This window comes from Rathayibacter sp. PhB186 (assembly GCF_003751825.1).
Classification (GTDB): Bacteria; Actinomycetota; Actinomycetes; order Actinomycetales; family Microbacteriaceae; genus Rathayibacter; species Rathayibacter festucae.
The window spans coordinates 138,160-162,910 of sequence record NZ_RJKO01000007.1; the positions used below are offsets into that span (position 1 = coordinate 138,160).

Genomic DNA, 24,751 nt, shown 5'->3' on the forward strand with positions numbered 1-24,751 from the left:
CGGTGCTGGATCAGCCGGTGAAGTCCGGCGGCACCTTGGCCCCGATCACCGGCCGCACGGTCGGGAACTCGGCGATCCGGAGCCGCGCGGTGCCGTAGGGCACGAGGTCGATGGTGTTGATCCAGCGCGCCGGCGCGGGACCGTCGACCGGGTGGCTCGCGCTCGCCCCGTCGCGGGTCCACTCGGCGAGGTCGCGGATGCCGACGGCGTGCACGCGAACGGGCGGGTCCGCGCGGTCGAAGGGCACGTCGCCGACCGGCGACCGGCGCACGTCCCACTCCTCGAGCGGGACCGGGGCGTCCGGGTAGAGCGCCTGGTTCCAGGAGCGCTGCGGGAAGACCTCCCACTCGCCCATCCCGCGGGCCTCCGGCACCGGTCGCCAGTACTCGTCGGGCGTCGCGACCATGACCAGAGGTCCGACCCGCACGCCGACGGCCTGGCGCTCGCGGCGGATGCGGCGCGGGCTCATCGGCAGGTGGAGGACGACCTCGTCACCCTCGACCCAGAGCCGCTCGACGGTGACGTAGCCGTCGTCGTCGGGAGTCGCGCCGAGAGTCTCGCCGGCGACCGCGAGGTCGAACGAGGCCGCCCAGCCCGGGACGCGCAGCAGGAGCCCGGTCGGCTCCGTCGTCGTGGACGAGACCACGCGGAAGGTGACGGTCTCGGTGAAGGGGTAGTCCGTGACCTCCTCGATGACCAGCTCGCCGCCGCCGATGCTCGCGCGCACCTCGCTCGGCCCGTAGGCGGTGACGGCCAGCGCGTCGTCTCGCCGCAGCCACAGCGCCGCGACGAACTTCGGCCAGCCCTGGTGGTAGTTCGCCGTGCAGCAGCCGAAGTGCGGCTCGAAGCCGAAGACGTTGGCCCCGTTGGTGCTGTAGGACCAGTCGCGGTCGGCGGTCGACGCCTCGATCTGGTTCGCCTGCTGGTGGTACTGGTGCGCGACCATCCGCGGGTCCGACGAGGCGGGCAGCAGGTTGTAGGCGGCCCCCTCGAGGAGGTCGGAGTACTCCGAGCGGCCGGTGACCCTGGCGGCGATCGCCATCGTGAACATGTACTCGACGATCTGGCAGGTCTCCACGCCGCGGTTGGCCTCGCGGCCGGCGAGCCACTCGTCCCCGGAGAAGAGTCCGTGCACCTGCCCGTGCCAGCGGTCCAGATTGGCCAGCGCGCGCTGGGTCGCCTCATGGGCGTCGCCGCCGAGCATGAGGGCGCGGACCGCCGGGTTCTTCAGCGCCATCGCGACGTTCGGCCCGTGCGTGCGGTGGTCGAAGTACATCGCACGTCCGGTGATCAGGCCGTCCGAGAAGGCGTCGTCCCAGTCGGGTCCCTGGCCGAAGAGCAGCTCGGCCAGGCGCGTCCACTCGTCCCGCGGGGCGCGCTCGTGCACCCAGGCCAGGGCGAGGACGTTCTCGGCGGCGCGCGCTGCGGCCCAGTCGTGCAGCGGCCGGGCCGGCAGCTCGCGCAGCTGGTGCTCGAAGTAGCGCTCGAGGAAGGGGAGCACGCGGGCATCGCCGGTGACCTCCGCGTGCTGCTGCAGCACCTTGGCCGCGACCATCCGGGGCCACCAGTCGTCGTTGCCGGCCGGGCCGAACTGCCCGTCCGGCCGCTGGCTGGCGAGCATCCACTCGATCCACTTCTGCGTGCGCTCGATCAGGACGTCGTCGTCGAGCAGGTGCGCGAGCGGCACGAGGCCGTCGAGGTAGTAGGGGCCGCGCTCCCAGCTCTCGCCGGGCCCGCCCAGCCAGCCGGAGTCGGGACCGAGGTCCTTCCAGATCTCCTCGATGTGTCCGGAGAGGCCGTCGGCCTGGATGCGGAGCTGGCGGCGCAGCCAGCCGGCGGGACGCACCGACCCGAGGGGGAGCGCGTCGAAGGAGGCGTGAATCGTCACAGGTGTTTCCTCAGTTCGTGAAAGGGCGTGGAAGAGGTCAGCCGCGCAGGGCGCCCTCGGTGAGACCACCGATGTAGAAGCGCTGCAGCAGCAGGTAGAGGACCAGGCAGGGCAGGATCGCGACGGTGGTGCCGGCCTGCAGCAGCCCCCAGTCGATCGATCCGTAGGCGCCGGTGCGGATGTTGACGAGCATCACCGAGAGGGTGAACGTCGAGCCGTCGTTCAGCAGCAGGAGCGGGATGAAGAACTCGTTCCAGGACACCAGGAAGGCGAAGAGGGCGACCGTCACCACCCCCGGCAGCACCAGCGGCAGCGAGACCCGGAGGAAGACGGCGATCGAGGAGGCGCCGTCGACCCGCGCGGCCTCCTCCAGCTCCACCGGGATCGCCTCGAAGCTGTTGCGCATCAGGAAGATGCTGAAGGGCAGCTGGAACACCGTGAGCACGAGGCCCACCGCGACGAGGCTGTCCTGCATGCCGGCCCGGGCGAACATGAAGTAGAGCGGCAGCACGAGCGTGGCGTGCGGCACCATCAGCACCGCGATCACCGCGAGGAAGACGAGGTTCTTGCCGCGGAACCGGAAGCGGGCGAAGCCGTAGCCGCCCAGCGTCGCGATCACCATGGTCAGGACGACCGAGACCGTCGCCACGATCAGCGAGTTGCCGACGTACTGGCCGAGCCCCTCGCCGTTCTGCACGAGCTCGTCGTAGTTCGCGGTGCTCCACTCCTGCGGCCAGAGCGTGGGCGGCGCGGCGCTCGCCTCGCCCGGGGTCTTGAACGAGTTGAGCACCGACCAGAGCAGGGGGAAGAGGAAGAGGAACGCCAGGACGATGCCGGTGACGTGGAACGGGACGCCCCGCACCCTCGACCGCCAGCCCTCCCGGCGCCGGGGCGGCTTCGCATGCAGGGACGGCTCCGGGGGAGTCGTCGCGGGAGGTCGGACGGCGGTGGTGCTCATTTCTCGGATCCCTTCACCAGGCGCAGCTGCACGCCGTTGATCACCACGAGGGCGATGAGCATGATGATCGACAGGGCGGCGGCCTTGCCGAGGTCGAACGAGGTGAAGGCGGTGTTGTAGATCGACATCACCATCGTCACGGTCGAGTTGTCGGGTCCGCCCTGCGTCATGACGGTGAACTGGTCGAAGGCCAGCAGCGAGCCGGTGACCGACAGCACGAGCAGGAGCGCGAGGGTCGGCCGCAGGAACGGCAGGGTGACGAAGAGGAACCGCTGCCACGCGTTGGCGCCGTCCATCAGGGCGGCCTCGTTGACACTCGACGGGATGGACTGCAGCGCGACCAGGAGGATCACCACCTGGAAGCCGACGAACTTCCACACGATCATGAAGGTCACCGCGAGGGTGGCGCTGAGCGGGGTGTCGAAGAAGCCGACCGGACCGTCGACGATCCCGAGCCAGCGGAGAGCCTGGGCGAAGATCCCGACCTGGTCGTTGTAGTTCACGACCCACATCAGGCTCGCGGTCGAGAGTCCGACGACGTAGGGGGCGAAGATCGCGATCCGGTAGAACTTCGCTCCGCGCCGGGTGGAGTTGAGGAACGCCGCGAGCACCAGGGCGAGCACGAAGATCGAGGCGGTCGCCAGCGCGGTGTAGCCGAGGGTGAAGAGGATGGCGCCGATGTAGCCCGGGTCGGTGAAGATGTCGATGTAGTTCCCGATGCCGATCACCGTGGGCGACCCCAGCAGCGGCCAGTCGCTGAGCGACATGAACACGACGATGCCCAGGGGCAGGACGAAGAGGACGAGGATCGTCGCCGCCGTCGGGGCGATGAACGCCCAGCCGGCGAGCTGCTCGCGCGAGGCGGCGGTCCGCCCGCGGGGACGGAGCGCAGGCGCCGTCCCCGCGGGAAGAGTGGTGGTGGCCACGATCAGTAGGCCCCGTCCAGCAGGGACTGGATCGCCGACTGGCCGTCCGCCAGCGCGCCGGACTCGCCGTTGAAGACGACACCGCGCATGGCGGTCAGCCACGGACCGTTCGGGGAGTTGATCGCCTCGCCGTAGGCCAGGGTCGACGGGGTGTAGCCGTTCGCCAGACCGGCGGTGATGGCGACCAGTCGCGGGTCCGCGGCGGTGTACTCGTTCTCCGCGAGGTCGACGCGGACGGGCAGGTTGCCCGACTTCGCGACGATGTCGACCTGCTGGTCCTCCTCCAGCGTCCACTGGATGAAGTCCCACGAGGCGTCGGCGTTCTTCGAGGTTCCGGAGATGCCGATGACGTCGCCGCCCACGAACGTGCCGGTGCCGCTGCCGTCCGCCGTGGCGAGCGGCATGTAGCCCCAGTCGAAGTCGACGGTCTCATTGACGGACGGGATCGAGTACGAGCCGTTCGGCCAGATGCCCGCCTTGCCCTGCAGGAAGGGCTCCTGCTGGGTGGTGGAGTCGCCGGTCGAGGCTCCGGGCGCGACGAGGCCGTCGGCGTAGAGGCGCTGGTAGAGGCCGAACCAGTCGGCGAGCGCGTCGCTGTCGATGTCCGCGGTCGCGCCGTCGTCGCTGAACGGCACCTCGTCGGCGGCCTTCGCCACTCCGAAGGAGGTGTAGGCGTTGCAGCCGGCGCAGCTGCCGGGGAAGTAGGCGCCGTAGGTGTCGTCGCCGAGCGCGGTGATCGCCTTCGCGGCCTCGTAGATGCCGTCGTAGGTGGTCGGCGGGTTCTCCGGGTCCAGTCCCGCCTTCGCGAAGAGGTCCTTGTTGTAGAAGATGAAGCTCGAGTCGACCTTGTGCGGGACGGCGTAGCTCTTGCCGTCGAAGGTCGAGGCGTCGACGTGCGCCTTGACGAGATCGTCCGCGTAGGGGAGCTCGGCGATGCGGTCGGTGATGTCGAGGTAGACCGACTGCTTGGCGTAGTTGGGGGCGTAGACGACGTCGGACGCGAGGATGTCGGGCAGCGAGCCCGCTCCGGCCGCCGCGCCGACCTTCTGCTGGAAGCTCTCCGAGGCGACGATCGTCAGCTCGATCTGCGTGTCGTGCGACTCGTTGTAGGCGTCGACGAGCGCCTCCGTGTAGTCCTGGGTGGAGGAGCGCGCCCACATCGTGAGCTCGCTCGCCTCGCCGGAGCCGGTGCTGCCGCTCGCCGCTCCGCAGGCGGAGAGCGCCAGGGTCGCGGCCAGGACGGTCGCGCCGCCGACCGTGAATCGCGTCGGTCTGTTCATGATTTCTCCTCTTCGAGATGACAGGGCCGTGGGCCTCACCCAGTGTCGGAGTCGGGATGCGCACAAAGCAAAACTTTCCCAATCTTTCTCAGATCGACCTTGCGGTGGCGGTGAACAGTGGGAAAACTGACTGCGCAAAGGAGGTGCGTGATGGACGGACAGCGGATCACGCTGGCGCGGATCGCGAGCGAGGCGGGCGTCTCGCTGAGCACGGTGTCGAAGGCGCTGAGCGGAACCGGGCGGATGCGGGGCGAGACACGCGAGCACATCGAGGGCGTCGCCCGCCGGCTGGGCTACGACCAGGGCGTCTCCCGCCGCGAGGTGCGCACCACCCGCGCGTACACGATCGGCCTGCTGACCACGGACAGCTTCAGCCGCTTCGCGATCCCACTCATGCTCGGCGTCGAGGACGCTCTGAGCGCGGGCCAGATCTCGGTGCTGCTCGCGGACGGCCGCGGCGATCCGATCCGCGAGAACCACCACCTGCAGACCTTCCTGGCCCGGCGGGTGGACGCCGTGATCGTCACCGGCCGGCGCGCCGAGACCCGGCCGCCGATCGCCATCTCGACCCGGGTCCCGGTCTGCTACGTCCTGGCCCGGTCGCAGCAGCCCGACGACCTGTCGATCGTCATCGACGACGAGCACGGCGGACGGCTCGCCGTCGCGCACCTGCTCGCCCTCGGCCGCCGCCGCATCGCCTACATCTCCGGTCCGCAGAAGCACCTGGCCGCCCGGCTGCGCTACGCCGGCATGCTCGACGAGCTCGCCGCGGCCGGGGTCGCCGCCGAGGACGTCACCGCGATGTGGGGCAGCTGGAGCGAGGCCTGGGGGCGGCAGGCCGCCAGCATCCTCACCCGCGACGGGCGGCCCTACGACGCCGTCTTCTGCGGGAGCGACCAGATCGCGCGCGGCGTGGTCGAGCAGCTCCAGGAGGACGGCGTGCGGGTGCCCGAGGACGTCTCCGTCGTCGGCTTCGACAACTGGGACGTGATGGCGCTGGCCTCCCGTCCGCCGCTGACGACGGTCGATCCGCGGCTCGACGAGCTCGGGCGCCTCGCCGCCGAGTCGGTCCTGGCGATGCTCGGCGGCGAGCAGCGGCGCGGTGTCCTGCCGCTCGAGTGCGAGCTGGTCGTCCGCGAGTCGACGGCGGTGATCCCGGCATGACCGGACCCGGAACGACCGCGCCCCGCGCAACCGGGCCCGGCGCGACCGAGCTGCCCGACCCGCTGATCCGGCCGGAGACGCTGCACCGGCTCTCCGAGCACGTGCACCTCGTCCCCGACGGCTCGCGGGCCCGCGTCCCGAACGTCGGCGTCGTCGTCGGCGAGCGCAGGGCCCTGGTCGTCGACACCGGGATGGGCGCGGAGAACGGCGCGAGGGTCCTCGCCGCCGCGCGGTCCGTCGCGGGGGAGCGCCCGCTGCTGCTGCTGACCACCCACACCCACCCCGAGCACGATCTCGGTGCCGGCGCCTTCCCCTCCGACGTCGTGCTGCTGCGCGCGCGCAGCCAGGTGCGCGAGCTCGAGACGACCGCCCCGGCGGTGGCCGACGACTTCCGAGCGGCGTCCCCGCACTACCGGCGCCTGCTCGAGGGGGCGGTGTTCCGGCCCGCCGACGTCGTCTTCGACGAGACGATCGAGCTGGACCTCGGCGGAGTCGCGGTGCTGATCACCGCCATGGGGACGAACCACACCGAGGGCGACACGGCCGCCCTCGTGCGGGAGGACCGGGTGCTGTTCGCCGGCGACCTGGCGATGGGAGGCGCGCCGGCCCTCGCGAGCCCGCACTCGCGCATCGGACCGTGGCTGCGGAGCCTCCAGCGGCTGCGCGCCATGGCACCCGCGATCATCGTCCCGAGCCACGGTCCGATCGGCGGTCCGGAGCTGATCGACGGTTACGACGCTCATCTGCGCCGCGTCCTGGATCGCGTGGTGCAGCTGCGCGCCGCGGGAGTGGCGCCCGACGAGGTCCTCCGGACCGTCGTGGCGGAGCGCGCCGGGGATTTCGGCGACACGGGAAGGCTGGAGGGCGCCGTCCGGGCGGCCCTCCGCGAGGACGAGGACGAGAGGACGGGCGGGAGCCGATGAACGACGCGACAGCGGACGAGGGACGCACGGACGAGGGACGCACGGACGACGGCCGGACGGACGACGAGGCGCTCCTCCGGGGCGACGGCGGACTCGAGCGGCTGTGGACGGGCGCCGTCTGGAGCGAGGGTCCGCTCTGGATCCCTGCCGAGGGGGGCCTGCGCTGGAGCGACATCCCGAACGACCGGATCCTGCAGTGGGACAGTGCGACCGGGGAGACCTCGGTGCACCGCGAGGGCGTGGAGTTCACCAACGGCCGGCTGCTGGACGCGGACGGGAGCGTGGTGCAGTGCTCGCACGGGCTGCGCCGCCTGGAGCGCGAGCGGCCGGACGGCACGGTCGAGGAGCTCGTCTCGAGCTGGGACGGCGGACGGCTCAACTCGCCCAACGATGTCGCGGTCGCGCCCGACGGCTCCTACTGGTTCACCGATCCCGACTACGGCATCCGGCAGCCGGCCGAGGGGCACCCGGGCGAGCGCGAGTACGGGGCGCGCTGGGTGTTCCGCTGGAGCGCCCGGGACGGCCTCGCGCCGGTCGTCACCGACATCGTGCAGCCGAACGGCATCGCCTTCTCACCGGACGGCGCGACCGTCTACGTGACCGACAGCGCGCGCGGCCTCGAGGACGGTCCGGGCCACTGGATCCGCGCCTACGACGTGGTCGACCGGGGAGCCGGCGCCCGCGACGGCCGCCTCTTCGCGGCGATCGAGCACGGCCTGCCCGACGGCATCGCCGTCGACGAGCGCGGCCGGGTGTGGTCCTCCGCCGGAGACGGCGTGCACGTCTTCGCCCCGGACGGCGCCGAGCTGCTCTTCGTGCCCGTGCCGGAGGTCGTGGCGAACGTCTGCTTCGGCGGACCGGACGGCACCGACCTCTTCATCGCCGCGACCACCAGCCTGTACCGGCTGCGGACGCGCACGCGGGCACCGCGGGCCTGATTCCGCCGCCGACGGAACCCGGGCGCTGCGGCGATCCGTCCTCGGCAGAGCAAAACAACATTTGTGGTTTAGTGGCTCGGGCCGAGAGGATGGACGCATGTCGAGAATCCTGTTCACCGCCGTCTCCGCCCACGGTCACGTCCTGCCGATGGCGCCGCTGATGGAAGCGGCTCTGGAGAGCGGTCACACCGTGGCCCTGATCGCGAGTGCCGACCTGCGTCCCCTGCTGGAGTCGGACCTTCCCTTGGGAGTCGAGCTGCTGCCGGCGGGACCGATGCCGCTCGAGCTCGCCACGCTGGCCGCTGAGCGCACGCAGGGGGACCTGATGCAGCCGACCGTGGAGGGCATCGGCGAGACGTTCGGCGGTGTCCTGCTCGACCTGTCCCTCCCTGCGGCGATACCGGCCGCTCGGTCGTGGATGCCGGACGTCGTCGTCGCAGACGTCTTCAACTCGGTCGGGCCGTTCCTGAGCGCCCTCCTGGACGTGCCGTGGTGGAGGTTCAGCATGACCGTGCACCCGCCGACCTCCTGGATGGAGGCGATCGCCGAGTCCGCGGGGGAGCGCTACCGCTCCGCCGGCCTCGAGCCGCGCGACCCCGCCGGGACCGTGCAGATCTGGCCGGAGGAGCTCACGGCGGGGGAGGACCCGACGTGGTCGGACGCACCCGTGCACGACATGGCGTTCTCCGCCCATCGAGGGCGCGGCTCCGGCGAGGCACCGGAGGCGCCGGCGACGGGGCGACCTCGCGTGGTCGCGAGCATGGGGACGATCTTCTCCGATGCCGGCGCACTGGGAGAGCTGGCCGCCCGTCTGGCGGAGGCGGGCGTGGACGCGGTCGTCACGACCGGTCTCGCGCTCGGAGAGAGCGTCGTCGGATCCGACGACCGGTCGGTGACCTGGGTGCCGTTCACTCCGATCGACGGGCTCCTGCGCGGCGCTTCCGCGATCGTCACCGTGGGAGGAGCGGGCACGGTGCTGGCCGCGCTGGCGCACGGTGTCCCCCTCGTCCTCTGGCCCCACGGTGCCGACCAGCCGCTGATCGCCGAGCGCGTCGAGGCGACCGGCGCTGCGATCGGGATCGCCGGACTCGACGAGCTCCCCGGAGCCCTGCGCCGCCTCCTGGCCGACCCGGACCACGCAGCGCGCGCCGGCGCCGTCGCCGAGAGCAACGCCTCGCGCCCCGCTCCGGCCGCGGTGCTGCAGCGGATGCTGGAGAGTCGATGACGACGGCCGCGAGCGACCCGATGACCGCGTGTCGCCGGGAGCGCTGTGCCGGACGCTGACACCGTCTCGCCGACGCACACGTCCCGCTCCTCGGCGTCGGAAGCGCTCAAGGAGCGCATCTACGTGACGTTCACCGCCCTGGTCGTCACGGTCTCCTCGGCGCGCGACGTCGACCACGCGTCCGTGCGGAGCGCGGCGGTGACTCTCGCCGTCACCGTGTTCGGCACGCTGCTCGCAGTGTTCGTCGCCGATCTGACGGCGTCGATGATGACGCGAGGCGTCCTGCCCCGCGGCGCCGAGATCCGGCACATGCTCTCCGTCAGCTTCGGCTCCCTGCGCGTCATCATCGCTCCCGTCCTCATCCTGTGCGTGAGCGCCTCCGGTGCCCTGGCTCTTCCCGAGGCGCTGCGTCTCACCGCGATCGTGCTGGTGGCGACCCTGATCGTCATCACGCTCCTCGCGGTGCTCCGTGTGAAAGCCGCCCTCGGGACGAAGCTGCTCGTCCTGACCGGTGTCGGTGCGCTGGGTGCGGCAGTGCTCATCGTCGAGCTGTCCCTGCACTGAGCGGCTGCGGAGGTGGTCAGAGCAGCATCGCGCCGACGGCGACCGCCATCAGAGCGGGTTCGAGGGCGGCGATCCGCTCGCGGGCCGACAGCCGCTCGCGAGCCGCGCAGCGCACGCCGGTGAGCGCGAGCCCGCCAGCGACCACGACCACGCCGAGGGCGGTCACGACGACTCCGAGGCCGAGCGCCGCGTGCGCGTGCTCGCCCGGGGCCGCCCCGGGGTGACCGACGAGGAGGGCTCCCATCGCCAGCGCGGCCAGCCCGCGGTGGACGCGCGACGCGGTCGCCGTCGCGCCCACGGCACTCCGGTCGGCGGCGACCGAGCCCACGCCCATCACTGCGACGGCGACCGCCCAGAGCAGGGGTGGCACGACGCCGACCGTGCTGCTGTCCGTCATCGCGGCCAGCATCAGCAGGGCGGAGGCCCGCATCCACCCGCGACCCGCCCGGTGCGGATCGACGATCGTGCAGCAGGCCGCCAGCAGCGAGGCGCCGAGCATCGCGCCGGTGACGAGGGCGGGCACGGCGCTCAGTGCGCGTGAGCCGCGGCGTCGCCGCCGTGGCCGGTGCCGTGGTGCTGTCCCGGCGCGCAGTGGTCCGCGCTCGCGGTGGCGGGCACGTCGAGCGTCGGGTTGCGGTCGAAGAAGCCGTCGGGCTTGAGCACGAACCCGGCGGTGTCGACGGGCATGATCGGCCAGTCCTCCAGCCGCGGGAAGTGGGTCAGGCCGAAGGTGTGCCAGAGCACGAGGTCCTCGCCGAGCAGCGGCCGGTCGCCGCGGACGTAGTGCGGGAGACCCGCCCCTCCCGGGTTCTGGTTGACGATCGTCCCCGCGGCCCACAGCTCGTCGCGGTCGTACTGCGTCACCCAGAGGTGCTTGGTCGAGAAGCCGGCCCGCGCTCGCGCGGAGGAGTCGTCGGCGGCGGCGAGCACCGGCCTGCCCTCGGGGTGCAGGACATAGGCGGGGGAGTGCCCCATCCGGTTGGTCGTCTCCGTCGAGCGGATGCTCCACACCCGTCCGGCCGCGGTGTCCGCGAGCCGCTGCGCCTCGGACTCGCTGGCCAGCGGAGTGACCCTGCGGGCGAGGGCGTTGCCCCACGGGTTGCCGGGGCCGCTCGGCACCCGCTGGACCTCGATCTCGTCCACCGCGTTCGCGACTCCGTCGACCGTCATGTCCAGCCGCGCGGAGAAGAGGTGCTGGTGGAACGGCGCACCGAGCCCGGGCGCGAGCTCGGAGGCGTACGGGTAGTCGCCGCCCGGATGCCCCGACGCGAAGACGATGCCGGTGGCCTTGCTCTCGAGCTCGATCGTGCCGTCGAGCGAGAGGTACCAGTAGAAGCCGTAGTCGTAGTTGCCGACGGTGACGAAGAAGGAGATCACGAGGCGGCGCTGGCGCCGCGTCTCGCTCGTGCCGGAGAAGTCGTCGGTGTGCTTCCAGAGGATGCCCGCGTCCTCCTCGTGGATGCAGATCGCGTTCCGGATCGTCGTCGGCGCGCCGAGATCGTCGACGACGACGGCATCGAGGTAGCTGATCTCGCCGACGCAGTCGCAGCCGAGCTCGAGCGAGTTCGCCAGGCGCCCGAACTGGTACTCGCCGACGTCGAAGTAGTTCTGCCAGGCGTGCGTCGGCGTGGGGTCGCCGTAGGGCACGACCATCTCCGAGATCGACCCGCGGTACATGATCGGGCGCTTCCGGCCCTGATCCTCGTAGGACAGCTGGTGCAGGGTCAGACCTTCGCGGCCGTTGAAGCCGATCCGCACCTCCCAGTTCTGCCAGCGCAGGACGTTCCCGTCGAGCTCGAAGGACACCCCCTCGGGCTGGGTGATGCTGATGGGCTTCAGGGTGGTCCGCTCCGGGCCGCGGACCACAGGGTCGAGGTAGTCGCCCGATTCCTGCGGGACGTGCATCACGTCCGTCTCGACCACCCGGAGGACCCGTCCGTGGGTGAGGTCGATGTGGGCGACGACGCCGTCGATCGGGTGCGCCCACACCGAGTCGGTCGGGTACTCCTGCCAGAAGGCCAGCACCCGGTAGACGCGCACGCCCACCTCGTCCTCGTAGCCGTAGACACCGGCCGAGAGCGGGACCGTCCGCACGCGGTCGAGCTCGGTGACGCCGCGGCGGGCGAGCGCCTCCACCCAGCGCGCGTCCGCCTTCACGAGCGCGTCGGCGGCGGGGAAGTCCTCGTTCAGCGAGGGCCCCCAGCCGGTGACCGCGGGATCGAGGCGCTCGACCGCCACCGCTCCGCTGACGAGATCGACCACGACCTGGCTGAGCGTGTTCGCGGCGAGATCGGTGAGCAGCGCGGTGACCTCGCGGGGCGGCACCGCGCCCGCCTCGAACGCGAGGACGTCGCGCTTGTGCGGCTCGCGCAGCAGCACGGAGGCGAAGCGGGTCGACGCGCCGACGAGCCCCGCGCCCTCCAGGAGAGCGCGGAAGCGCTCGATCTCGGCCGCGTGCAGCGGGTCGAGGGGATGGGCGGCGACGGGCGTCCACTCGGTGGCGGAGGTGGACGGGGCGGCGGTGGACGTGTCGACGGTGTCGAGGGTCGAGGTCATGAACTGCTCCAGAGGGTCGGTGCGGAGGGAGGAAGGGTCAGACGCCGGTCGTGGCGCGCGGAGCGTCGATCGGCGCCGCCGGTTCGCTGAGGTCGAACCGCACGAGCGCCCAGCGCAGCGGGTGCGCCCGGCGCACCCGGATCGCCACGAGGACACCGAGGGCGAGGGCGAGGAGCGGACCGCCGGCGAGGGTCGCGTTGAGCACCGGGTCGGTCGAGCCGGTCAGGGTCGGGAAGTTCGTGACGGCGAGCACGAGGACGGCGACGAGCCCGATCAGAGCGAGCACCGGGGCGACGACCGTGTTCCAGACCCGGCGGTCGAGACGGGTGCGGGCGAAGAAGGCGATCACGGCGACCGAGGCCAGCACGAACAGCAGGATGATCCCGATCGCGCCGACCGAGGAGATCCAGGTGAACACCTGGAGCAGCGGGTCCCAGCCGCTCGCCGTCCAGACCCCGAGCAGGAGGACGGAGATCACCGTCACCACCACCGAGGCGCGGTGCGGCGACCCGTGCGCCGCATGGGTGCCGGCGAGGGAAGCGGGGAGGAGGCCGGTCCTGCCGAGCGAGTGCAGGTAGCGGCTGACCACGTTGTGGAAGGAGATGACGCAGGCCAGCAGGCTCGTGCAGAGGAGCACGGCGATCGTCTCGGCGAGCCAGGAGCCGACGTAGGTGGTCGCGGTCAGCTGCAGCAGGTCGCCCGTGTGCTCGAGGGCGAGCCCCTTGAGGCCGCCGGTGCCCCAGGCGACCACGAGCGCCCAGGTGGCGAGCGTGTAGAAGACTCCGATCGCGAGGACGGCGGCGTAGGTGGCGCGGGGGATGGTCCGCTTCGGATCCCGGGCCTCGTCGCGGAAGATCGCCGTCGACTCGAACCCGGTGTAGCCGCCGAACGCCATCATCACGCCCAGGCCGACCGGCCCGGAGAGGACCACGGCAGGGGAGAACGAGGCAACGGTCACCCCCTCCGCCTCGCTCCCCCCGCCGGCCAGGACCGCGACGGCCAGCACGACGATCACCAGGACCTCGAGGACGAGCAGCACGCCGAGGACCTTCGCGGACAGGTCGATGTCGCGGTAGCCGAGGAGGCCGACGACGGCGATCGCAAGAGCGGACCAGAGCGTCCACGGGGTCCCGGTGACACCGAGCCCGTCGAGCAGGGCCGAGGTGGAGAAGCCGAAGAAGGCGTAGATCGCGGTCTGGATGGCGAGGTAGGTGAAGAGCGCGAGGAACGCGGCGCCGCTGCCGGCGACCCGGCCCAGGCCCGCGCCGATGAAGGAGTAGAACGCTCCGGCGTCCTTGATGTGGTGGGCCATCGCGGTGAAGCCGACGGCGAAGAGCAGCAGCACGACGCCGGCGATGAGGTAGTTCGCGGGGACACCGCCGCCGTTGGTGAGCGCCATCCCGATCGGGCTGGCGGCGACGACGGTGAGCGGGGCCGCCGCGGCGACGACCATGAAGACGATCGCGGTGGGTCCGAGCGACCCGCGCAGGCGGGCGGGTTCGGCGACGGGAGTGTCGACGGGCATGACCATGGGGAGCCTCCAGGGCTGAGGGAGGAGCAGGGCTGAGAGAGGAGCGGGAGGCCGGCGGCGGCGACATCGGCCGGCGGGGGAGGAGGAACGGCGTGCGAGGAGGAGCGGGCGCGGATCCCGGGAGGAGCATCGGGAAGCGTTGACCGCCACGTTATTGAGCTACCGCTCAACAACGGTTTCGATCCTGTTACGGTCGCGTGAACGTCGTCGGCGGCCGCCGAGGACAGCGGCGGCGTCCCTCCCGCTGTGCCGCGAGAATGGACCCATGCCCAAGATCGTCGACCACGACGCCCGGCGTCGCGCCGTCGTCGACGCCCTGCTGACCATCGCTCACCGCGACGGCCTCGAAGCCGCGACCTCGAGGGCCATCGCCGCCGAGCTCGGCGTGGCGACGGGCTCGCTCTGGCACTACTTCCCGAACTTCGACGCCGTCCTCTCCGGAGCCTTCGATGCTGTCTTCGAGCGCACGAACGCGCGCATCGCTCAGCGCACGGCCGAGCTCTCCGGGCTCGAGGCACTGCGCGCGATGATGACCGAGATCCTGCCGCTGGACGAGACGACCCGCTCGGAGGCCCGGCTGGTCGTCTCCTTCTGGGGCCGCGTCGCCGTCCTCGGCCCGGCCGCAGGCGCGGCGCCGTCCGTCGACGGGGAGTGGCGGATCACGCTCCTGCAGCGGCTGCGGGAGGCCGTCGCGCTCGGCGAGATCGCCGCGGAGGCGCCCCTCGAACCGGTCGTCGACCTGCTGCTGTCGGTCGCGTCCGGCCAGCAGGTCGAGTGGGTCACGCGCGGCTCGGTCATCGAGCCCGAGCGCCAGCTCGCCCTCGTCGAGGCGGTGCTGAGCCTGCACCGGCGGTGAGTCGAGTCGTGGAGCCGGGGCTCACGCGGAGGCACGAGCAGGGCGCAAGGTGACCGAGGTGCCTCAGGATCACGGCACTCTCAGCTCGTGCAGGGGATCCCTGCTCGCCGCCCTCTGAGCGGGGAGAAGCGCGGCGACGACGGAGACCACGATCGCCAGAGCGCCCGTGGCGACCAGGAAGTCGAGGCCGGGAAGCGGGTCGCCGCCGGCCACCAGGAGCACGGCGGATCCCGCCGTGCCCAGCAGAGCGCCGACCGTCGCGACGAGGAGGACCTGACAGACGACGAGCAGGACGATCAGGCCTCTCGTGGCGCCGAGAGCCCTTCGGCGTCCGAAGTCCTTGCGTCGCATCAGGACGAGACCGTACTGCGTCGCACCGACCAGGACCGCGCCCGCGCCGGCGATGAGACCGACGAGATCTCGGCCGAAGCCCCCGAGAGTGCCCTCGAGAACGGCACGCAGGTCCGCGTACCGAGCGCTCGTGGTCACGGTGACGCCCTGAGGGTCCGTCGGAGCCAGAAGGGAGCCGATCGCTCGCGTCAGCGGGCGGATCATCTCGGGTTCCGAAGCGATGACGATCACGTAGCCCACACTCCCGGTCGAGGACGGAGGCATCGGGACCAGGACGGACGGGCCGAGGAAGGACAGGTACTCGGACGAGGCGAAGGTCCCGACGACGTCGACCCCGGCTCCGCGGCCCGTCGAGACCGAGCCGGTCTCCTCGGCGAAGCCCAGAGCCGCGAGCGCGTCCTCGGACGCCCACGCCGACCCGCGGGGGAAGCGCGACGCCTCGATGCCCAGCTCTGCGAAGTCGGAGGACCACACCGATCGAAGAGCGACCTTCCGCCCCTCCGCGATCCGGGAGTTGCCGACGTCACTGGCGTCCGAGAACGCGGCCGCCCACTGCACTCCGGAGAGTCGGGAGATCCTCTCGAGTGCGTCCGACGACAGGCCCGCCTGCGCCTCTCCGCGGACCAGGATGGACCGCGTCCCCGCCGAGTCCACAGTCGCGAGAACGCTCTGCTCCGCCCCCACGGTCCGCCCGGTCGTCAGAACGATCCCGGCGCACATCGCCACCACCATCACCAGGGTGAGGAGGGAGGTCACCGGTTGCGCGAGCGAGGAGGCGAGGGCCTCCCGGAGCACGGGCAGGACGAATCTCCGCTTCACAGGCGGATCCTCCGATCGCAGGAGGCGACGACCGTCTCGTCGTGCGTGACCACGATCACCGAGGATCCCGAGAGGGCGCGCTCTCGCAGTGCGTCGACGACCACCGCCGCGGAGTCCGGATCGAGATTCCCCGTCGGCTCGTCCGCGAGGAGGATCGTCGGATCGTTGATGAGTGCCCGGCACAGTGCTATCCGCTGCGCCTGGCCGCCGGAGACCTGGTGGGGTCTCGCCGAGGCGCGCAGGGCGACCCCGAAGCGCTCCATCAGCCCGTGCGCCGCGAGTTCCACAGCCGAGTCCCTGCACCCGCGATAGAGAGCCGTCTCGACGATGTTGTCGAGGACCGTTCTCGTGGGATCCAGAGCGGCGTCCTGGAAGACGAACCCGATGTTCTCGGCTCGGTACTCCGACCTCGACCGATCGCTCATGCCACTCACATCGACGCCGTCGATCCGGACGCGTCCCGATTCCGGAGTCGCCATCAGGCCCAGGATGTAGAGCAGGGTCGACTTGCCCCTCCCCGACGAGCCGGTGATCGCGACCATCTCGGAGTGCTTCACGACGGCACTGAAGTCGGTCAGTATCCGAGGACCTCGTCGATAGCGGAAGCCGATGCTCTCAGCAGTGATCATCGGGGTGCAGCGTCATCGCCGTGCACACGCACTACCGTGCCCTCCGCGAGACCGGTCACGACCGAGACGCCCTTCGCGGCAGCGACGACCTCCACGGGATGCCTCCCGCCGGCCGAATCGGTCACTTCGAGATCCCCGTTCACGTCGGTCCGGATGCTCGCGGTCGGGACGGTCAGACCGGACGTCTCGGGTGTCGTCGTGAGGAGGACGGGGAGGAGGGTGTCCTGCGTCACGTCCAGATCCGCGCACTCCTCGCCGCAGATGACCTCGCCGTCCACGCCGGCGAGCGCGATCGACACCCCGACCTCGGGCTTCACCTCCTGGACCGCCGTGACCGCCCGCCAGGGTCCGTCCGGTCCGGTGATCTCCGCCGCGACTCCCACGCCGATCTGAGCGGCCTGCGCCGCTGTCGCCGTGACGGAGAACGTCGGCGTCTTCGGCAGCGTCCTCGCGACGACCTCGCCGCCCGAGACCGCGGCTCCCCGGGTGATGAGGGTCTCGTCGACGACCAGCCGGGTCGGCACCTCGGGCACGAAGACCAGGTCGCCCCGTCGGACGACGCCGTCCACCGGGAATCCCGCAGCCTTCTGCCACTCCTTGATCGCGGCCGCGGTGCGCGGTCCCGGTGCACCGTCCGCAGCGCCGCGGTAGTACCCGAGGTCACCCAGCAGCTCCTGCAGCTGCTCCACGTCCTCGCCCTCGCTCGTCCCGTCGATGTCCCGGAACGCGGGGATCACGCCGCGCGCGAGAACCACGGGCCGAAGGTCCACGGTGTAGAGCTCCTCGCCCTGGTGGGCGACTTCGCCGGGCACATGACTCACCGTCGTCACCGTGCCCTGCGCCGAATTGGTCCCCGCGGGGGACTGGGTCCAGTGGGCCGTCGCCACCAGGTTCACCGACGCGCCGACAGCACCGGCGCGAGCGACAGCGGTCGTGTAGTCGGTCACCGGCACGACCTCCTCTGCAGGCGTGAAGATCACCGCTCCGGCCCAGACACCCGCCGCGGCGGCCAGCACCACCAGGCAGGAGGCGAGAGCGGCGACGGGAGAGAGAAGACGTCTCCGAGGCGATCGATCGTCCTTCACCAGCACAGTCCTTTCACCAGCACAGTCCTTTCACCAGCAGAGTCCTTTCGCCAGCAGAGGCCTTTCGCACGGAGATCGGTCGGAGGACGGCTGTCACCCTCCGACCGACCACGCCTGATCAGCGATTGCTGATCGAGGCAGAGATTTCGATCACTGGTAGCAGCTCGCGCCCGAGCTGTTCAAGGTCGCCGTGCCGTTCGTTCCCACACTCCAGCTCGAAACGCCGCGGTACCCCGACTGAGAGAATGTTTTGTACGTGCCAGGAGTATCCTTGGACGAACTGAAATCCTTGCCGAAAGTCCGGCCGTCGGTCGACGTGTATCCGTGAAGAATTCCGCCGTCCCCCTTGTTCGACGTCGAATAGACCGCCGTGATACCGACCGTCCGTATGCCACCGCAGGAATAGGATGCGGCGTTGGCCGCCGCAGGAACTGTCAGCACTGCCGCAATGCCTCCGATCAAAGCGAGTGCTGCTGTAGGAAGCAGTTTTTTCATTGTGTTCTCCATTCAGTTCGTGCCACGACATCCGTGACAGGGGTGAAGCGGTCGTAGTGATCAGGCATGTGGAGCAGCGAGGCGCTCATCACTCCCCGAAGTAGCCCCGAGGGGTCTGCGGGCAGTCGGTATTCACGGCGAGCCACTGCGTGTTCCCGGTCGGCTCATAGCTGAGGTAGGGATTCCACGCCTCGCCCGAATTGATGGTGTCGCGGAAGGTCTCGTAGGTGGGCGCCTCCGGCACGTCGATGCCATGACTCTCCAGGCACTCGGTGAGGTCGTACGCGTAATAGTGGTAGAGGTACTCGTACTGCGCCTCGGTCGGAGCCGTGTCGAATCTCGGATCCCTCGGGTACTGCGCTCTGCACACGAACAGGGCGATGTCGTGAGTCTGCGTCTGCTCCGTGGGGAAAGAACCGTAGTTGAGGCCGCCGTCGGGATCGGCCTTCGTCTCCGGGAAGCCGGCCGAGACCATACAATCCGCAATCGATGACGTCGACTCCGAGGGATTCACGGTGCGGATCACGTCGACCTCCGGTCGGACCGCGGTCGGATACGTCACCGCCAGCAGCTCCCAGGCGGCGTCCTGCTTCTCGGCCAGCGCGCGCTCCACCTCGGCAGCCGGGAGCGGCGGCACGGTCGGCTTCGGCGGCGCAGCGTCTCCCGCTGAGCACGCGGCGAGCGATGCGACGATGGTGACGGTCCAAACGACGGCAAGAGCCCTCGTCGCCGATGATCGCAGCGAGTTCTCAGTACGGATCCTCATGTGTCTACCTCCACTGAGAGACCATACTGATATGGCCAGCGTCTCTGCCCGATTGGCGCGAGACGCGGCGACCTCGTCGCGGTCCGACCCCGATCGCGTCAGGAGACCGTCAAGTTTCCGGACAGGCCACCGGGAATGCGGTAGAGATGCCCCTGGGCTCGCCGCGACGCGGGGCGCCGACGGCGGAGACGCCGCAGCTCCCTCGCCGCCCCGAGATCCGTCCCACCCGGAACCCTTGATGATCGGACCATCATGTCGACGACGACGACGACCCCCACCAGCCTCCGACGCTCCGTGTCGAACACGTTGAAGGGGTCCGCGGGCAATCTCGTCGAGTGGTTCGACGTCTACGTCTACTCCGTCTTCGCCGTCTACTTCGAGTCGCAGTTCTTCGCTCCCGGCGAGAAGAACTCGACCCTCTACATCTGGGCCATCTTCGCGGTCACCTTCCTCATGCGGCCGATCGGCTCCTGGTTCTTCGGCCGCTTCGCGGACCGGCACGGGCGCCGCCTCGCGCTCACGGTCTCGGTCTCCGTGATGGCCGCCTGCTCCCTCCTCGTCGCGTTCGCGCCGACGGCCGAGTCGATCGGCGGGGGAGCGGTGGTCCTCCTGGTGCTCGCGCGCCTGCTCCAGGGCTTCGCCACCGGCGGGGAGTACGGGACGAGCGCCACCTACATGTCGGAGGCGGCGATCCCCGGTCGGCGCGGCTTCCTCTCGTCGTTCCACTACGTCACCCTCGTGGGCGGCCACGTCCTCGCTCAGCTGACGCTGCTCGTCATGGTGCTGACCCTGCCTGACGAGGCGATCTCGGCCTGGGGCTGGCGGGTGGCCTTCGGCATCGGCGGCGTCGCCGCGGTCGTCGTGTTCTGGCTCCGCCGCACCATGGACGAATCGCTGGCGACGACCCGGATCGACGCCGTCAGAGCAGGGGAGTCCCGCCGGAGCGGCTCGATGCGGGAGCTCCTCGTCCACCAGTGGCGGCCGCTGCTGCTCTGCTTCGCGGTGACGATGGGCGGCACGGTCGCCTTCTACACGTACTCGGTGACCGGTCCGAGCATCATCAAGAGCGCGTTCGCCGGAGACGACGTCGTCACGGGCACCGTCATCAACCTCATCGCCCTGACGACGCTGATGCTCCTGCAGCCGCTCGGCGGCTGGCTCTCGGACCTCATCGGCCGGAAGACCCTCCTGGTCTTCTTCGGGATCGGGGGAGTGCTCTACACCTGGTTCCTCCTCACCGCCCTGCCGCAGCAGACCGCCCCGCTCGCCGCCTTCGCGATCCTGGTCGGCGGATTCGTGATCCTCACCGGCTACACCTCCATCAACGCCGTCGTGAAGGCGCAGCTGTTCCCCACGCACGTCCGCGCCCTCGGGCTCGGCTTCGGCTACGCGCTCGCCAACTCGGTCTTCGGCGGCACCGCGCCGCTGCTCTACGCCGGCGCGCTCGGCGCCGACCAGGTGCCGGCCTTCATCGGCTACGCGACCGCCGTCATCGCCGTCTCCCTGGTGGTCTACGCGGTGTTCCTCCGCAACACCGGGCCGAACTGGCTCGACGACGAGGCCGCGATGCGGCTGCGGGAGGAATCGAGGCGTCCGTCCTGACGGTGGCGGCCGGGCTCGGAGTCGTGCCGCCTCCCGGAGCTCGTGGGAGGCCGAGCAGCAGAGCGTCCTTCGAGCGTAAGTGATGGAGGAGGCCGGTCGTGCTGAGCTCCGCCCTCTGAGCGACGGCGCTGACGGTCACGCCGGCGAACCCCTCGAGGTGAGGCAGGCGAGAGCGGCGTGCAGGATGCGCTGTCGCGTCGCGCGACCGGCGAGGTAGCGAGCTCGGGGACGGCGCTCGCCCCGCCCGGTCGTGAGGACCGGACGGGGCGCGGGCGGGGGAGTGCGGATCACGGTGGGTCAGACGCGGGCGGGCGCCGCGCGCCGGTTCAGCTCGGCCTCGACGCGGCGGACGTCGCGCGGGTACACGAGGTAGAGCGCGCCGAGCACGACCGCATTGAGGAGCATGGCGCCGACGAGGACGTAGAGGAACACGCCCTGCAGGCCGAGGGTGAGCGCCAGCGTTCCGGCACCGAGGGAGAAGACGGCCCAGCCCACGGTCTCGAAGACGGTCAGCCAGATCGCGAACGCCTGGCCCCGCAGCTCCGGGAGGACGACGGAGGAGACGATCGGACGGTTGACCGGCGGGTTCATGCCCTGCGCGAGGCCCATCAGGGCCCAGAAGACGCTGTAGACGCCGATGTTCTCGTGCGGCTGCTGCGTGGCGAAGAACGCGGCGACCGCGAAGAACACCTGCGCCAGCTGGATGAACGCTACGCGGCCGCGGAGGCCCAGCGTGCGGTCCAGCACCGGGATCGTCCATCCGCCGCCGATCGTGCCGACGATGTAGCCGAGACCGAAGGGGAGCAGCACGAGAGCGGCGACGGGGTTCTCGAAGCCGCGCTCGACGACGAGGAACTGGATCCCGAAGATGGTGATGAGCAGGTGCCCGGACAGCAGCCGGGAGAGCATCATGATCGAGAACGTCGGGATCGTGAACAGCGACAGCACGGACCGGACGGTGACCTTCTGCTTGGCGCGCTCGCTCTCGTCCAGGGTCGCGAGCTGGGCTTCGGAGGCGCCGACACCGGGGTCGCGGAACACCAGGCGCACCAGGATTCCGGACAGGATGCAGACCGCGCCGATCGTCCACATCCCGTACCGCCAGCCGTCGGTGAGACCCGTGAACAGGGCGATGGCGGGGCCGACCACGGAGGCGATGCCGCTGACGCCGCCGTAGAAGTAGCCGACCGCCTTCGAGCGGTTCGCGTCGTCGAAGGAGTCCGAGATGACGGCGTTCGCGATGGGGGAGCCGCCGATGAGGCTGGCGGACATCAGCGTCGCGAAGATCAGGAGCTGGATCCAGTCCTGCGAGAAGCCCGCGGCGATGCCGAACGTCCCGCCGATGACGGTGGTGAGGACGAGGGCGGCGCGGCGCCCGATCCTGGAGGCGAGCCACACCCAGAAGGGCCCGGCCGGGACCGCGATCACCTTGCCCGCGGCGGCGAGGACGCCGAGGTGCCCGCTGTTCAGGCTCAGGGCCGCGGCGATGGAGGGGAACAGGGTGGTGGTGAGGCCGGCCTCGGTGTTGTCGACGACGGTGACGCCGGTCAGGGTGGCGAGATTGCGCCAGCGGTGCGGCACTTTCACGGGAGCGGCGGGGATGCCGGTCGGAGCGCTGGTGGTGGTGGGCAGGGAGGTGTTCATCAGGAGGTCCTGTCTTCGTCGTCAGGTGCAGAGGGTGCACCGCAGGGCGGCGCCACGGAGGTGGTGACGCCGCTCGGGGATGCGAGGGGAGTGGCGCCGGCAGGATCGGCCGGCGGAAGGGACGCCTTCTCAGGCGGTGACGGGGACGAGCTTCGTGAGTGCGTCGCCGAGGGCGAGGAGCTGTGCGGCGGTCAGGGCGGCCGATCGGGCGAGGTCGAGGACGCTCATCCCGATCGGAACGGAGACGGGTTCGGTGGAGACGAGCCCCGGGACGTGCGCCTCCAGCGCGGAGCGGGCTCCGGGCACGGCGAGGAGGTCGACGAGGGGCAGCATGAGCAGCTCGTGAGCGGCGAGATCCTCCGCGCGCGGAAGGGGCTCGGCCACGGCCGCGGCACGCTCTCGCTGGGCTCGCACGAGCAGGTGCTCCCTGCCCGGCTCGCCCTCGGTCGGGAGTCCGAGTCGGGTGAACTGCGAGCCGGGAGCGTCGGCGGCGCGCAGGGCGTCGACGAGCAGCCGCATCATGCGCAGCTCGGCCTCGTCGTCCACGAGCGGGTGCTCCTGGCCGGGGTCGGTCGAGAGGTCGAAGAGGAGGGTCCCGTGCTGCCACGGGTTCATCCAGCCCGGCGTCGCAGGCATCCGCATCGTGCGGACGCCCTTCGTGAAGGGGAGCGGCTCGGACGGCTCCCAGGCCATCAGCTCCGCCGGGGCGAACCGGGAGCGCATGTGCGTGGGCATCAGCGTGTACTCGTCGAGCGGAGTGTTGGACCGATCCGCCGCCGCGCGCATATAGACGTAGCGGCCGTCGGTCACGTTGACGTGACCCCCGTGGATCCCGAACAGCACCGAGTCGCGGGTCAGCGCCTCCTCCGGCAGGGCGAGGTCGATGCCCTGCATGTCGGGGGTGGGCTCCAGATCGAAGAAGCGCAGCAGGGTCGGCGCGATGTCGATGGTCTGCGCGAGCTCCCCGCGACGGGTGTCGCGCTCGGTCGTGCGCGGGTCCCAGAGGAACATCGGCAGATGCACGAGCTCGTTGTACCAGGGCTGGACGGACTTGGCCCACCAGCCGTGCTCGCCGAGGAGGAAGCCGTGGTCGGTGTTCACGATCAGCATCGTGTCGTCCCACAGATCGTGCTCGTCCATCGCGTCGAGCACCCGGCCCAGGGATCGGTCGCACATCGAGACCAGCGCCGCGTACTCGAGGCGGGCGTGCTCGACCTGGGACTCGGGCTCGGTGACCTTCTGATAGCCCGGCCAATCGAAGACGGGTCCGTCGTACTCGTGCGGGTACCTGTCCTTGTACTGCTGGTGCGCGAAGAACGGCTCGTGCGGATCGAACAGCTCGATCTGCAGCATCCACCGGTCCGCGTCCGCGTTCGTGTCGAGGAAGTGCAGCCCCGCGTCGACGGTGAGCGTCTGCGAGTGCTCGGCCTCGGTCGGCATGTAGGAGCGGTTGACGACGTCCTGGCGCAGCATCCGCTGATGCACCGGCGCGGACGGATCGACCTCGGACACGTGTCCCTTCCAGGGATCGCCCTCCTGGCCGCGGAAGAACTCCCAGGTCGAGTAGCGCGTGTGGTAGGTCGCACCGCCGTCCTCCCAGTAGTGCGGGTGGTCGCTAGCGAGGTGAGTGTGCACGCCGGCGTCGCGCAGCAGCTCCGGCATCGAGTCGTCGAACGGCTCCAGCGGACCCCAGGAGCGGTGCAGGAAGTTGTAGCGGCCGGTGTGCATCTCCCGGCGCGCCGGCATGCAGGGCATCGACCCGGCGTAGAAGTTGTCGAAGGTCGCCGCGCGCGCCGCGAGACGGGCGAAGTTCGGGGCATCGACGATCGTGTCGGCGTACGGCGAGAGCAGGTGGCGGTTGAGGCTGTCGAACATCAGCACGATCGCCTTCACAGTTCTGCTCCGATCGCGGTGGTGAGGGGCGGGAGCGAGGGGAGCGGCGCGCCCTCCGGCGCGTCGAGGAGGAGCGACCGCAGAGCGATGCAGCGGGCGACGTGCGCGTCCTTGGACTGGGCGCCACCCTGGTGCTGCCATTCGGCGACCAGCTCGGCCAGCTCCGGATCGAAGGGGATCGAGGTCTCGACCTCGGACCGGCGGTCGCGGTTGCGGTACAGCGCGATCTCGTGCTGACGCGCCTCGATCTCGACGTCGAGCAGATGGAGCAGCTGCTCTCGGGTCATGAAGCCCGCGAAGGCGATCCGGACGCCCAGGTCGGGGTCCTCGAACCGCGTCGGCGGTGTGTAGGGACCGGTCAGCCAGTCGAGGAAGATCGTCGAACCCTCCTCGGTCACCCGGTAGGTCTTCGCATCGGTGGCACCGGGCCGGCTCTCGACGGTGTGGCTCACCCAGCCGCGCTCCTCCATGCCTGCGAGTGCGCGATAGACCTGGCTCATCTGCGTGTTCGAGCGCAGGAACCGGCCGTGCGTGTCCATGAACTTCTTCAGTTCGTACCCGGTGCTCGGGTGCCGCAGCAGCACTCCGAGAAGAACGTTCTCGAGCTTCATCGTCTCGCCTCTCCGCATCACGACTCCGTGATCTCCTGAGGCGACCA

At 70.6% G+C, this 24,751-nt stretch carries 23 protein-coding genes; 7 read left to right on the plus strand and 16 right to left on the minus strand.

Annotated features, from left to right (window positions below; genetic code table 11):
• Positions 1-10: 10 nt before the first annotated feature.
• The 4 genes from EDF45_RS16610 to EDF45_RS16625 are packed head-to-tail and all read right to left on the minus strand — an operon-like array spanning position 11 to position 5,052.
• Entirely contained in the window at positions 11-1,888 is a 1,878-nt protein-coding gene (locus tag EDF45_RS16610; protein WP_159984853.1) for a beta-L-arabinofuranosidase domain-containing protein, read from the minus strand.
• A gap of 37 nt (positions 1,889-1,925) precedes the next feature.
• Entirely contained in the window at positions 1,926-2,846 is a 921-nt protein-coding gene (locus tag EDF45_RS16615) for a carbohydrate ABC transporter permease (protein ID WP_123737057.1), read from the minus strand.
• On the minus strand, positions 2,843-3,772 hold the full coding sequence (locus EDF45_RS16620) for a carbohydrate ABC transporter permease (RefSeq protein WP_243581886.1): 930 nt from the start codon (positions 3,770-3,772) through the stop codon (positions 2,843-2,845). The genes EDF45_RS16615 and EDF45_RS16620 overlap by 4 nt, the downstream gene beginning before the upstream one ends.
• Before the next feature lie 2 nt (positions 3,773-3,774).
• Complete coding sequence (locus EDF45_RS16625) at positions 3,775-5,052, minus strand: sugar ABC transporter substrate-binding protein (RefSeq protein WP_123737056.1); 1,278 nt, start codon at positions 5,050-5,052, stop codon at positions 3,775-3,777.
• Between the two features lie 150 nt (positions 5,053-5,202).
• Here EDF45_RS16625 and EDF45_RS16630 point away from each other — a divergent pair, with 150 nt between their 5' ends.
• The 5 genes from EDF45_RS16630 (at position 5,203) to EDF45_RS16650 (ending at position 9,866) form a co-directional block, all read left to right on the plus strand.
• A complete protein-coding gene (locus EDF45_RS16630) occupies positions 5,203-6,216 on the plus strand; it encodes a LacI family DNA-binding transcriptional regulator (RefSeq protein ID WP_123737055.1) in 1,014 nt (337 codons plus the stop codon).
• Entirely contained in the window at positions 6,213-7,139 is a 927-nt protein-coding gene (locus EDF45_RS16635) for an MBL fold metallo-hydrolase (protein WP_123737054.1), read from the plus strand. The genes EDF45_RS16630 and EDF45_RS16635 overlap by 4 nt, the downstream gene beginning before the upstream one ends.
• Entirely contained in the window at positions 7,136-8,077 is a 942-nt protein-coding gene (locus EDF45_RS16640; protein ID WP_123737053.1) for an SMP-30/gluconolactonase/LRE family protein, read from the plus strand. Before EDF45_RS16635 ends, EDF45_RS16640 begins: the two co-directional genes overlap by 4 nt.
• A 97-nt stretch (positions 8,078-8,174) precedes the next feature.
• On the plus strand, positions 8,175-9,302 hold the full coding sequence (locus tag EDF45_RS16645; RefSeq protein WP_123737052.1) for a glycosyltransferase: 1,128 nt from the start codon (positions 8,175-8,177) through the stop codon (positions 9,300-9,302).
• 45 nt (positions 9,303-9,347) lie between these two features.
• On the plus strand, positions 9,348-9,866 hold the full coding sequence (locus EDF45_RS16650) for a hypothetical protein (protein ID WP_123737051.1): 519 nt from the start codon (positions 9,348-9,350) through the stop codon (positions 9,864-9,866).
• A gap of 16 nt (positions 9,867-9,882) precedes the next feature.
• On the opposite strand, the gene EDF45_RS16655 is transcribed toward EDF45_RS16650, so the two are convergent.
• Genes EDF45_RS16655 through EDF45_RS16665 form a run of 3 tightly spaced genes read right to left on the minus strand, consistent with a single transcriptional unit; the run spans position 9,883 to position 13,947 of the window.
• Entirely contained in the window at positions 9,883-10,389 is a 507-nt protein-coding gene (locus tag EDF45_RS16655) for a hypothetical protein (RefSeq protein ID WP_123737050.1), read from the minus strand.
• A 5-nt stretch (positions 10,390-10,394) separates the two neighbouring features.
• Positions 10,395-12,422, minus strand: coding sequence for a primary-amine oxidase (locus EDF45_RS16660; protein WP_123737049.1), 2,028 nt, complete (start codon positions 12,420-12,422; stop codon positions 10,395-10,397).
• 37 nt (positions 12,423-12,459) lie between these two features.
• A complete protein-coding gene (locus tag EDF45_RS16665) occupies positions 12,460-13,947 on the minus strand; it encodes an APC family permease (protein WP_185020238.1) in 1,488 nt (495 codons plus the stop codon).
• Between the two features lie 271 nt (positions 13,948-14,218).
• Here EDF45_RS16665 and EDF45_RS16670 point away from each other — a divergent pair, with 271 nt between their 5' ends.
• Entirely contained in the window at positions 14,219-14,809 is a 591-nt protein-coding gene (locus EDF45_RS16670; protein ID WP_123737047.1) for a TetR/AcrR family transcriptional regulator, read from the plus strand.
• A gap of 69 nt (positions 14,810-14,878) precedes the next feature.
• Here EDF45_RS16670 and EDF45_RS16675 read toward each other — a convergent pair whose 3' ends face one another.
• The 5 genes from EDF45_RS16675 to EDF45_RS16690 form a co-directional block, all read right to left on the minus strand.
• The gene (locus tag EDF45_RS16675; RefSeq protein WP_123737046.1) at positions 14,879-15,979 is read right to left on the minus strand and encodes an ABC transporter permease; all 1,101 of its coding nucleotides are present in this window, start codon (positions 15,977-15,979) and stop codon (positions 14,879-14,881) included.
• The gene (locus EDF45_RS16680) at positions 15,976-16,608 is read right to left on the minus strand and encodes an ABC transporter ATP-binding protein (protein WP_123737045.1); all 633 of its coding nucleotides are present in this window, start codon (positions 16,606-16,608) and stop codon (positions 15,976-15,978) included. The genes EDF45_RS16675 and EDF45_RS16680 overlap by 4 nt, the downstream gene beginning before the upstream one ends.
• Entirely contained in the window at positions 16,605-17,693 is a 1,089-nt protein-coding gene (locus tag EDF45_RS16685) for a peptidoglycan-binding protein (protein WP_185020239.1), read from the minus strand. Before EDF45_RS16685 ends, EDF45_RS16680 begins: the two co-directional genes overlap by 4 nt.
• Positions 17,694-17,843: 150 nt before the next feature.
• The gene (locus EDF45_RS21050) at positions 17,844-18,188 is read right to left on the minus strand and encodes a hypothetical protein (protein WP_148060315.1); all 345 of its coding nucleotides are present in this window, start codon (positions 18,186-18,188) and stop codon (positions 17,844-17,846) included.
• Positions 18,189-18,276: 88 nt separating this feature from the next.
• Positions 18,277-18,825 carry a hypothetical protein gene (locus EDF45_RS16690; protein ID WP_123741033.1) on the minus strand — a complete coding sequence of 183 codons (549 nt, stop codon included), beginning with the start codon at positions 18,823-18,825 and terminating at the stop codon, positions 18,277-18,279.
• A gap of 381 nt (positions 18,826-19,206) precedes the next feature.
• Here EDF45_RS16690 and EDF45_RS16695 point away from each other — a divergent pair, with 381 nt between their 5' ends.
• A complete protein-coding gene (locus tag EDF45_RS16695) occupies positions 19,207-20,556 on the plus strand; it encodes an MFS transporter (protein WP_123737042.1) in 1,350 nt (449 codons plus the stop codon).
• Here the strand turns inward: EDF45_RS16695 and EDF45_RS21975 are convergent.
• The 4 genes from EDF45_RS21975 to EDF45_RS16715 form a co-directional block, all read right to left on the minus strand.
• Positions 20,444-20,857, minus strand: a complete 414-nt coding sequence (locus tag EDF45_RS21975) for a helix-turn-helix domain-containing protein (protein ID WP_123737157.1) — start codon at positions 20,855-20,857, stop codon at positions 20,444-20,446. The genes EDF45_RS16695 and EDF45_RS21975 overlap by 113 nt on opposite strands.
• Entirely contained in the window at positions 20,854-22,200 is a 1,347-nt protein-coding gene (locus tag EDF45_RS16705; protein WP_123737041.1) for an MFS transporter, read from the minus strand. The genes EDF45_RS21975 and EDF45_RS16705 overlap by 4 nt, the downstream gene beginning before the upstream one ends.
• A 129-nt stretch (positions 22,201-22,329) precedes the next feature.
• Entirely contained in the window at positions 22,330-24,093 is a 1,764-nt protein-coding gene (locus EDF45_RS16710; RefSeq protein ID WP_123737040.1) for a sulfatase, read from the minus strand.
• Positions 24,090-24,704: a PadR family transcriptional regulator gene (locus tag EDF45_RS16715; RefSeq protein WP_123737156.1), complete on the minus strand. Its 615-nt coding sequence runs from the start codon at positions 24,702-24,704 to the stop codon at positions 24,090-24,092. Before EDF45_RS16715 ends, EDF45_RS16710 begins: the two co-directional genes overlap by 4 nt.
• Positions 24,705-24,751 lie beyond the last annotated feature (47 nt).

Excerpts from the sequence above, each read along its gene's own strand:
- EDF45_RS16635 (WP_123737054.1), top strand. The coding sequence starts at position 6,213 with ATGACCGGACCCGGAACGACCGCGCCCCGCGCAACCGGGCCCGGCGCG.
- EDF45_RS16695 (WP_123737042.1), top strand. The coding sequence starts at position 19,207 with ATGTCGACGACGACGACGACCCCCACCAGCCTCCGACGCTCCGTGTCG.
- EDF45_RS16715 (WP_123737156.1), bottom strand. The coding sequence starts at position 24,704 with ATGAAGCTCGAGAACGTTCTTCTCGGAGTGCTGCTGCGGCACCCGAGC.
- EDF45_RS16660 (WP_123737049.1), bottom strand. The coding sequence starts at position 12,422 with ATGACCTCGACCCTCGACACCGTCGACACGTCCACCGCCGCCCCGTCC.
- EDF45_RS16625 (WP_123737056.1), bottom strand. The coding sequence starts at position 5,052 with ATGAACAGACCGACGCGATTCACGGTCGGCGGCGCGACCGTCCTGGCC.
- EDF45_RS16630 (WP_123737055.1), top strand. The coding sequence starts at position 5,203 with ATGGACGGACAGCGGATCACGCTGGCGCGGATCGCGAGCGAGGCGGGC.
- EDF45_RS16645 (WP_123737052.1), top strand. The coding sequence starts at position 8,175 with ATGTCGAGAATCCTGTTCACCGCCGTCTCCGCCCACGGTCACGTCCTG.
- EDF45_RS16705 (WP_123737041.1), bottom strand. The coding sequence starts at position 22,200 with ATGAACACCTCCCTGCCCACCACCACCAGCGCTCCGACCGGCATCCCC.
- EDF45_RS16665 (WP_185020238.1), bottom strand. The coding sequence starts at position 13,947 with ATGCCCGTCGACACTCCCGTCGCCGAACCCGCCCGCCTGCGCGGGTCG.
- EDF45_RS16640 (WP_123737053.1), top strand. The coding sequence starts at position 7,136 with ATGAACGACGCGACAGCGGACGAGGGACGCACGGACGAGGGACGCACG.
- EDF45_RS16680 (WP_123737045.1), bottom strand. The coding sequence starts at position 16,608 with ATGATCACTGCTGAGAGCATCGGCTTCCGCTATCGACGAGGTCCTCGG.
- EDF45_RS16615 (WP_123737057.1), bottom strand. The coding sequence starts at position 2,846 with ATGAGCACCACCGCCGTCCGACCTCCCGCGACGACTCCCCCGGAGCCG.
- EDF45_RS21050 (WP_148060315.1), bottom strand. The coding sequence starts at position 18,188 with ATGAAAAAACTGCTTCCTACAGCAGCACTCGCTTTGATCGGAGGCATT.
- EDF45_RS16670 (WP_123737047.1), top strand. The coding sequence starts at position 14,219 with ATGCCCAAGATCGTCGACCACGACGCCCGGCGTCGCGCCGTCGTCGAC.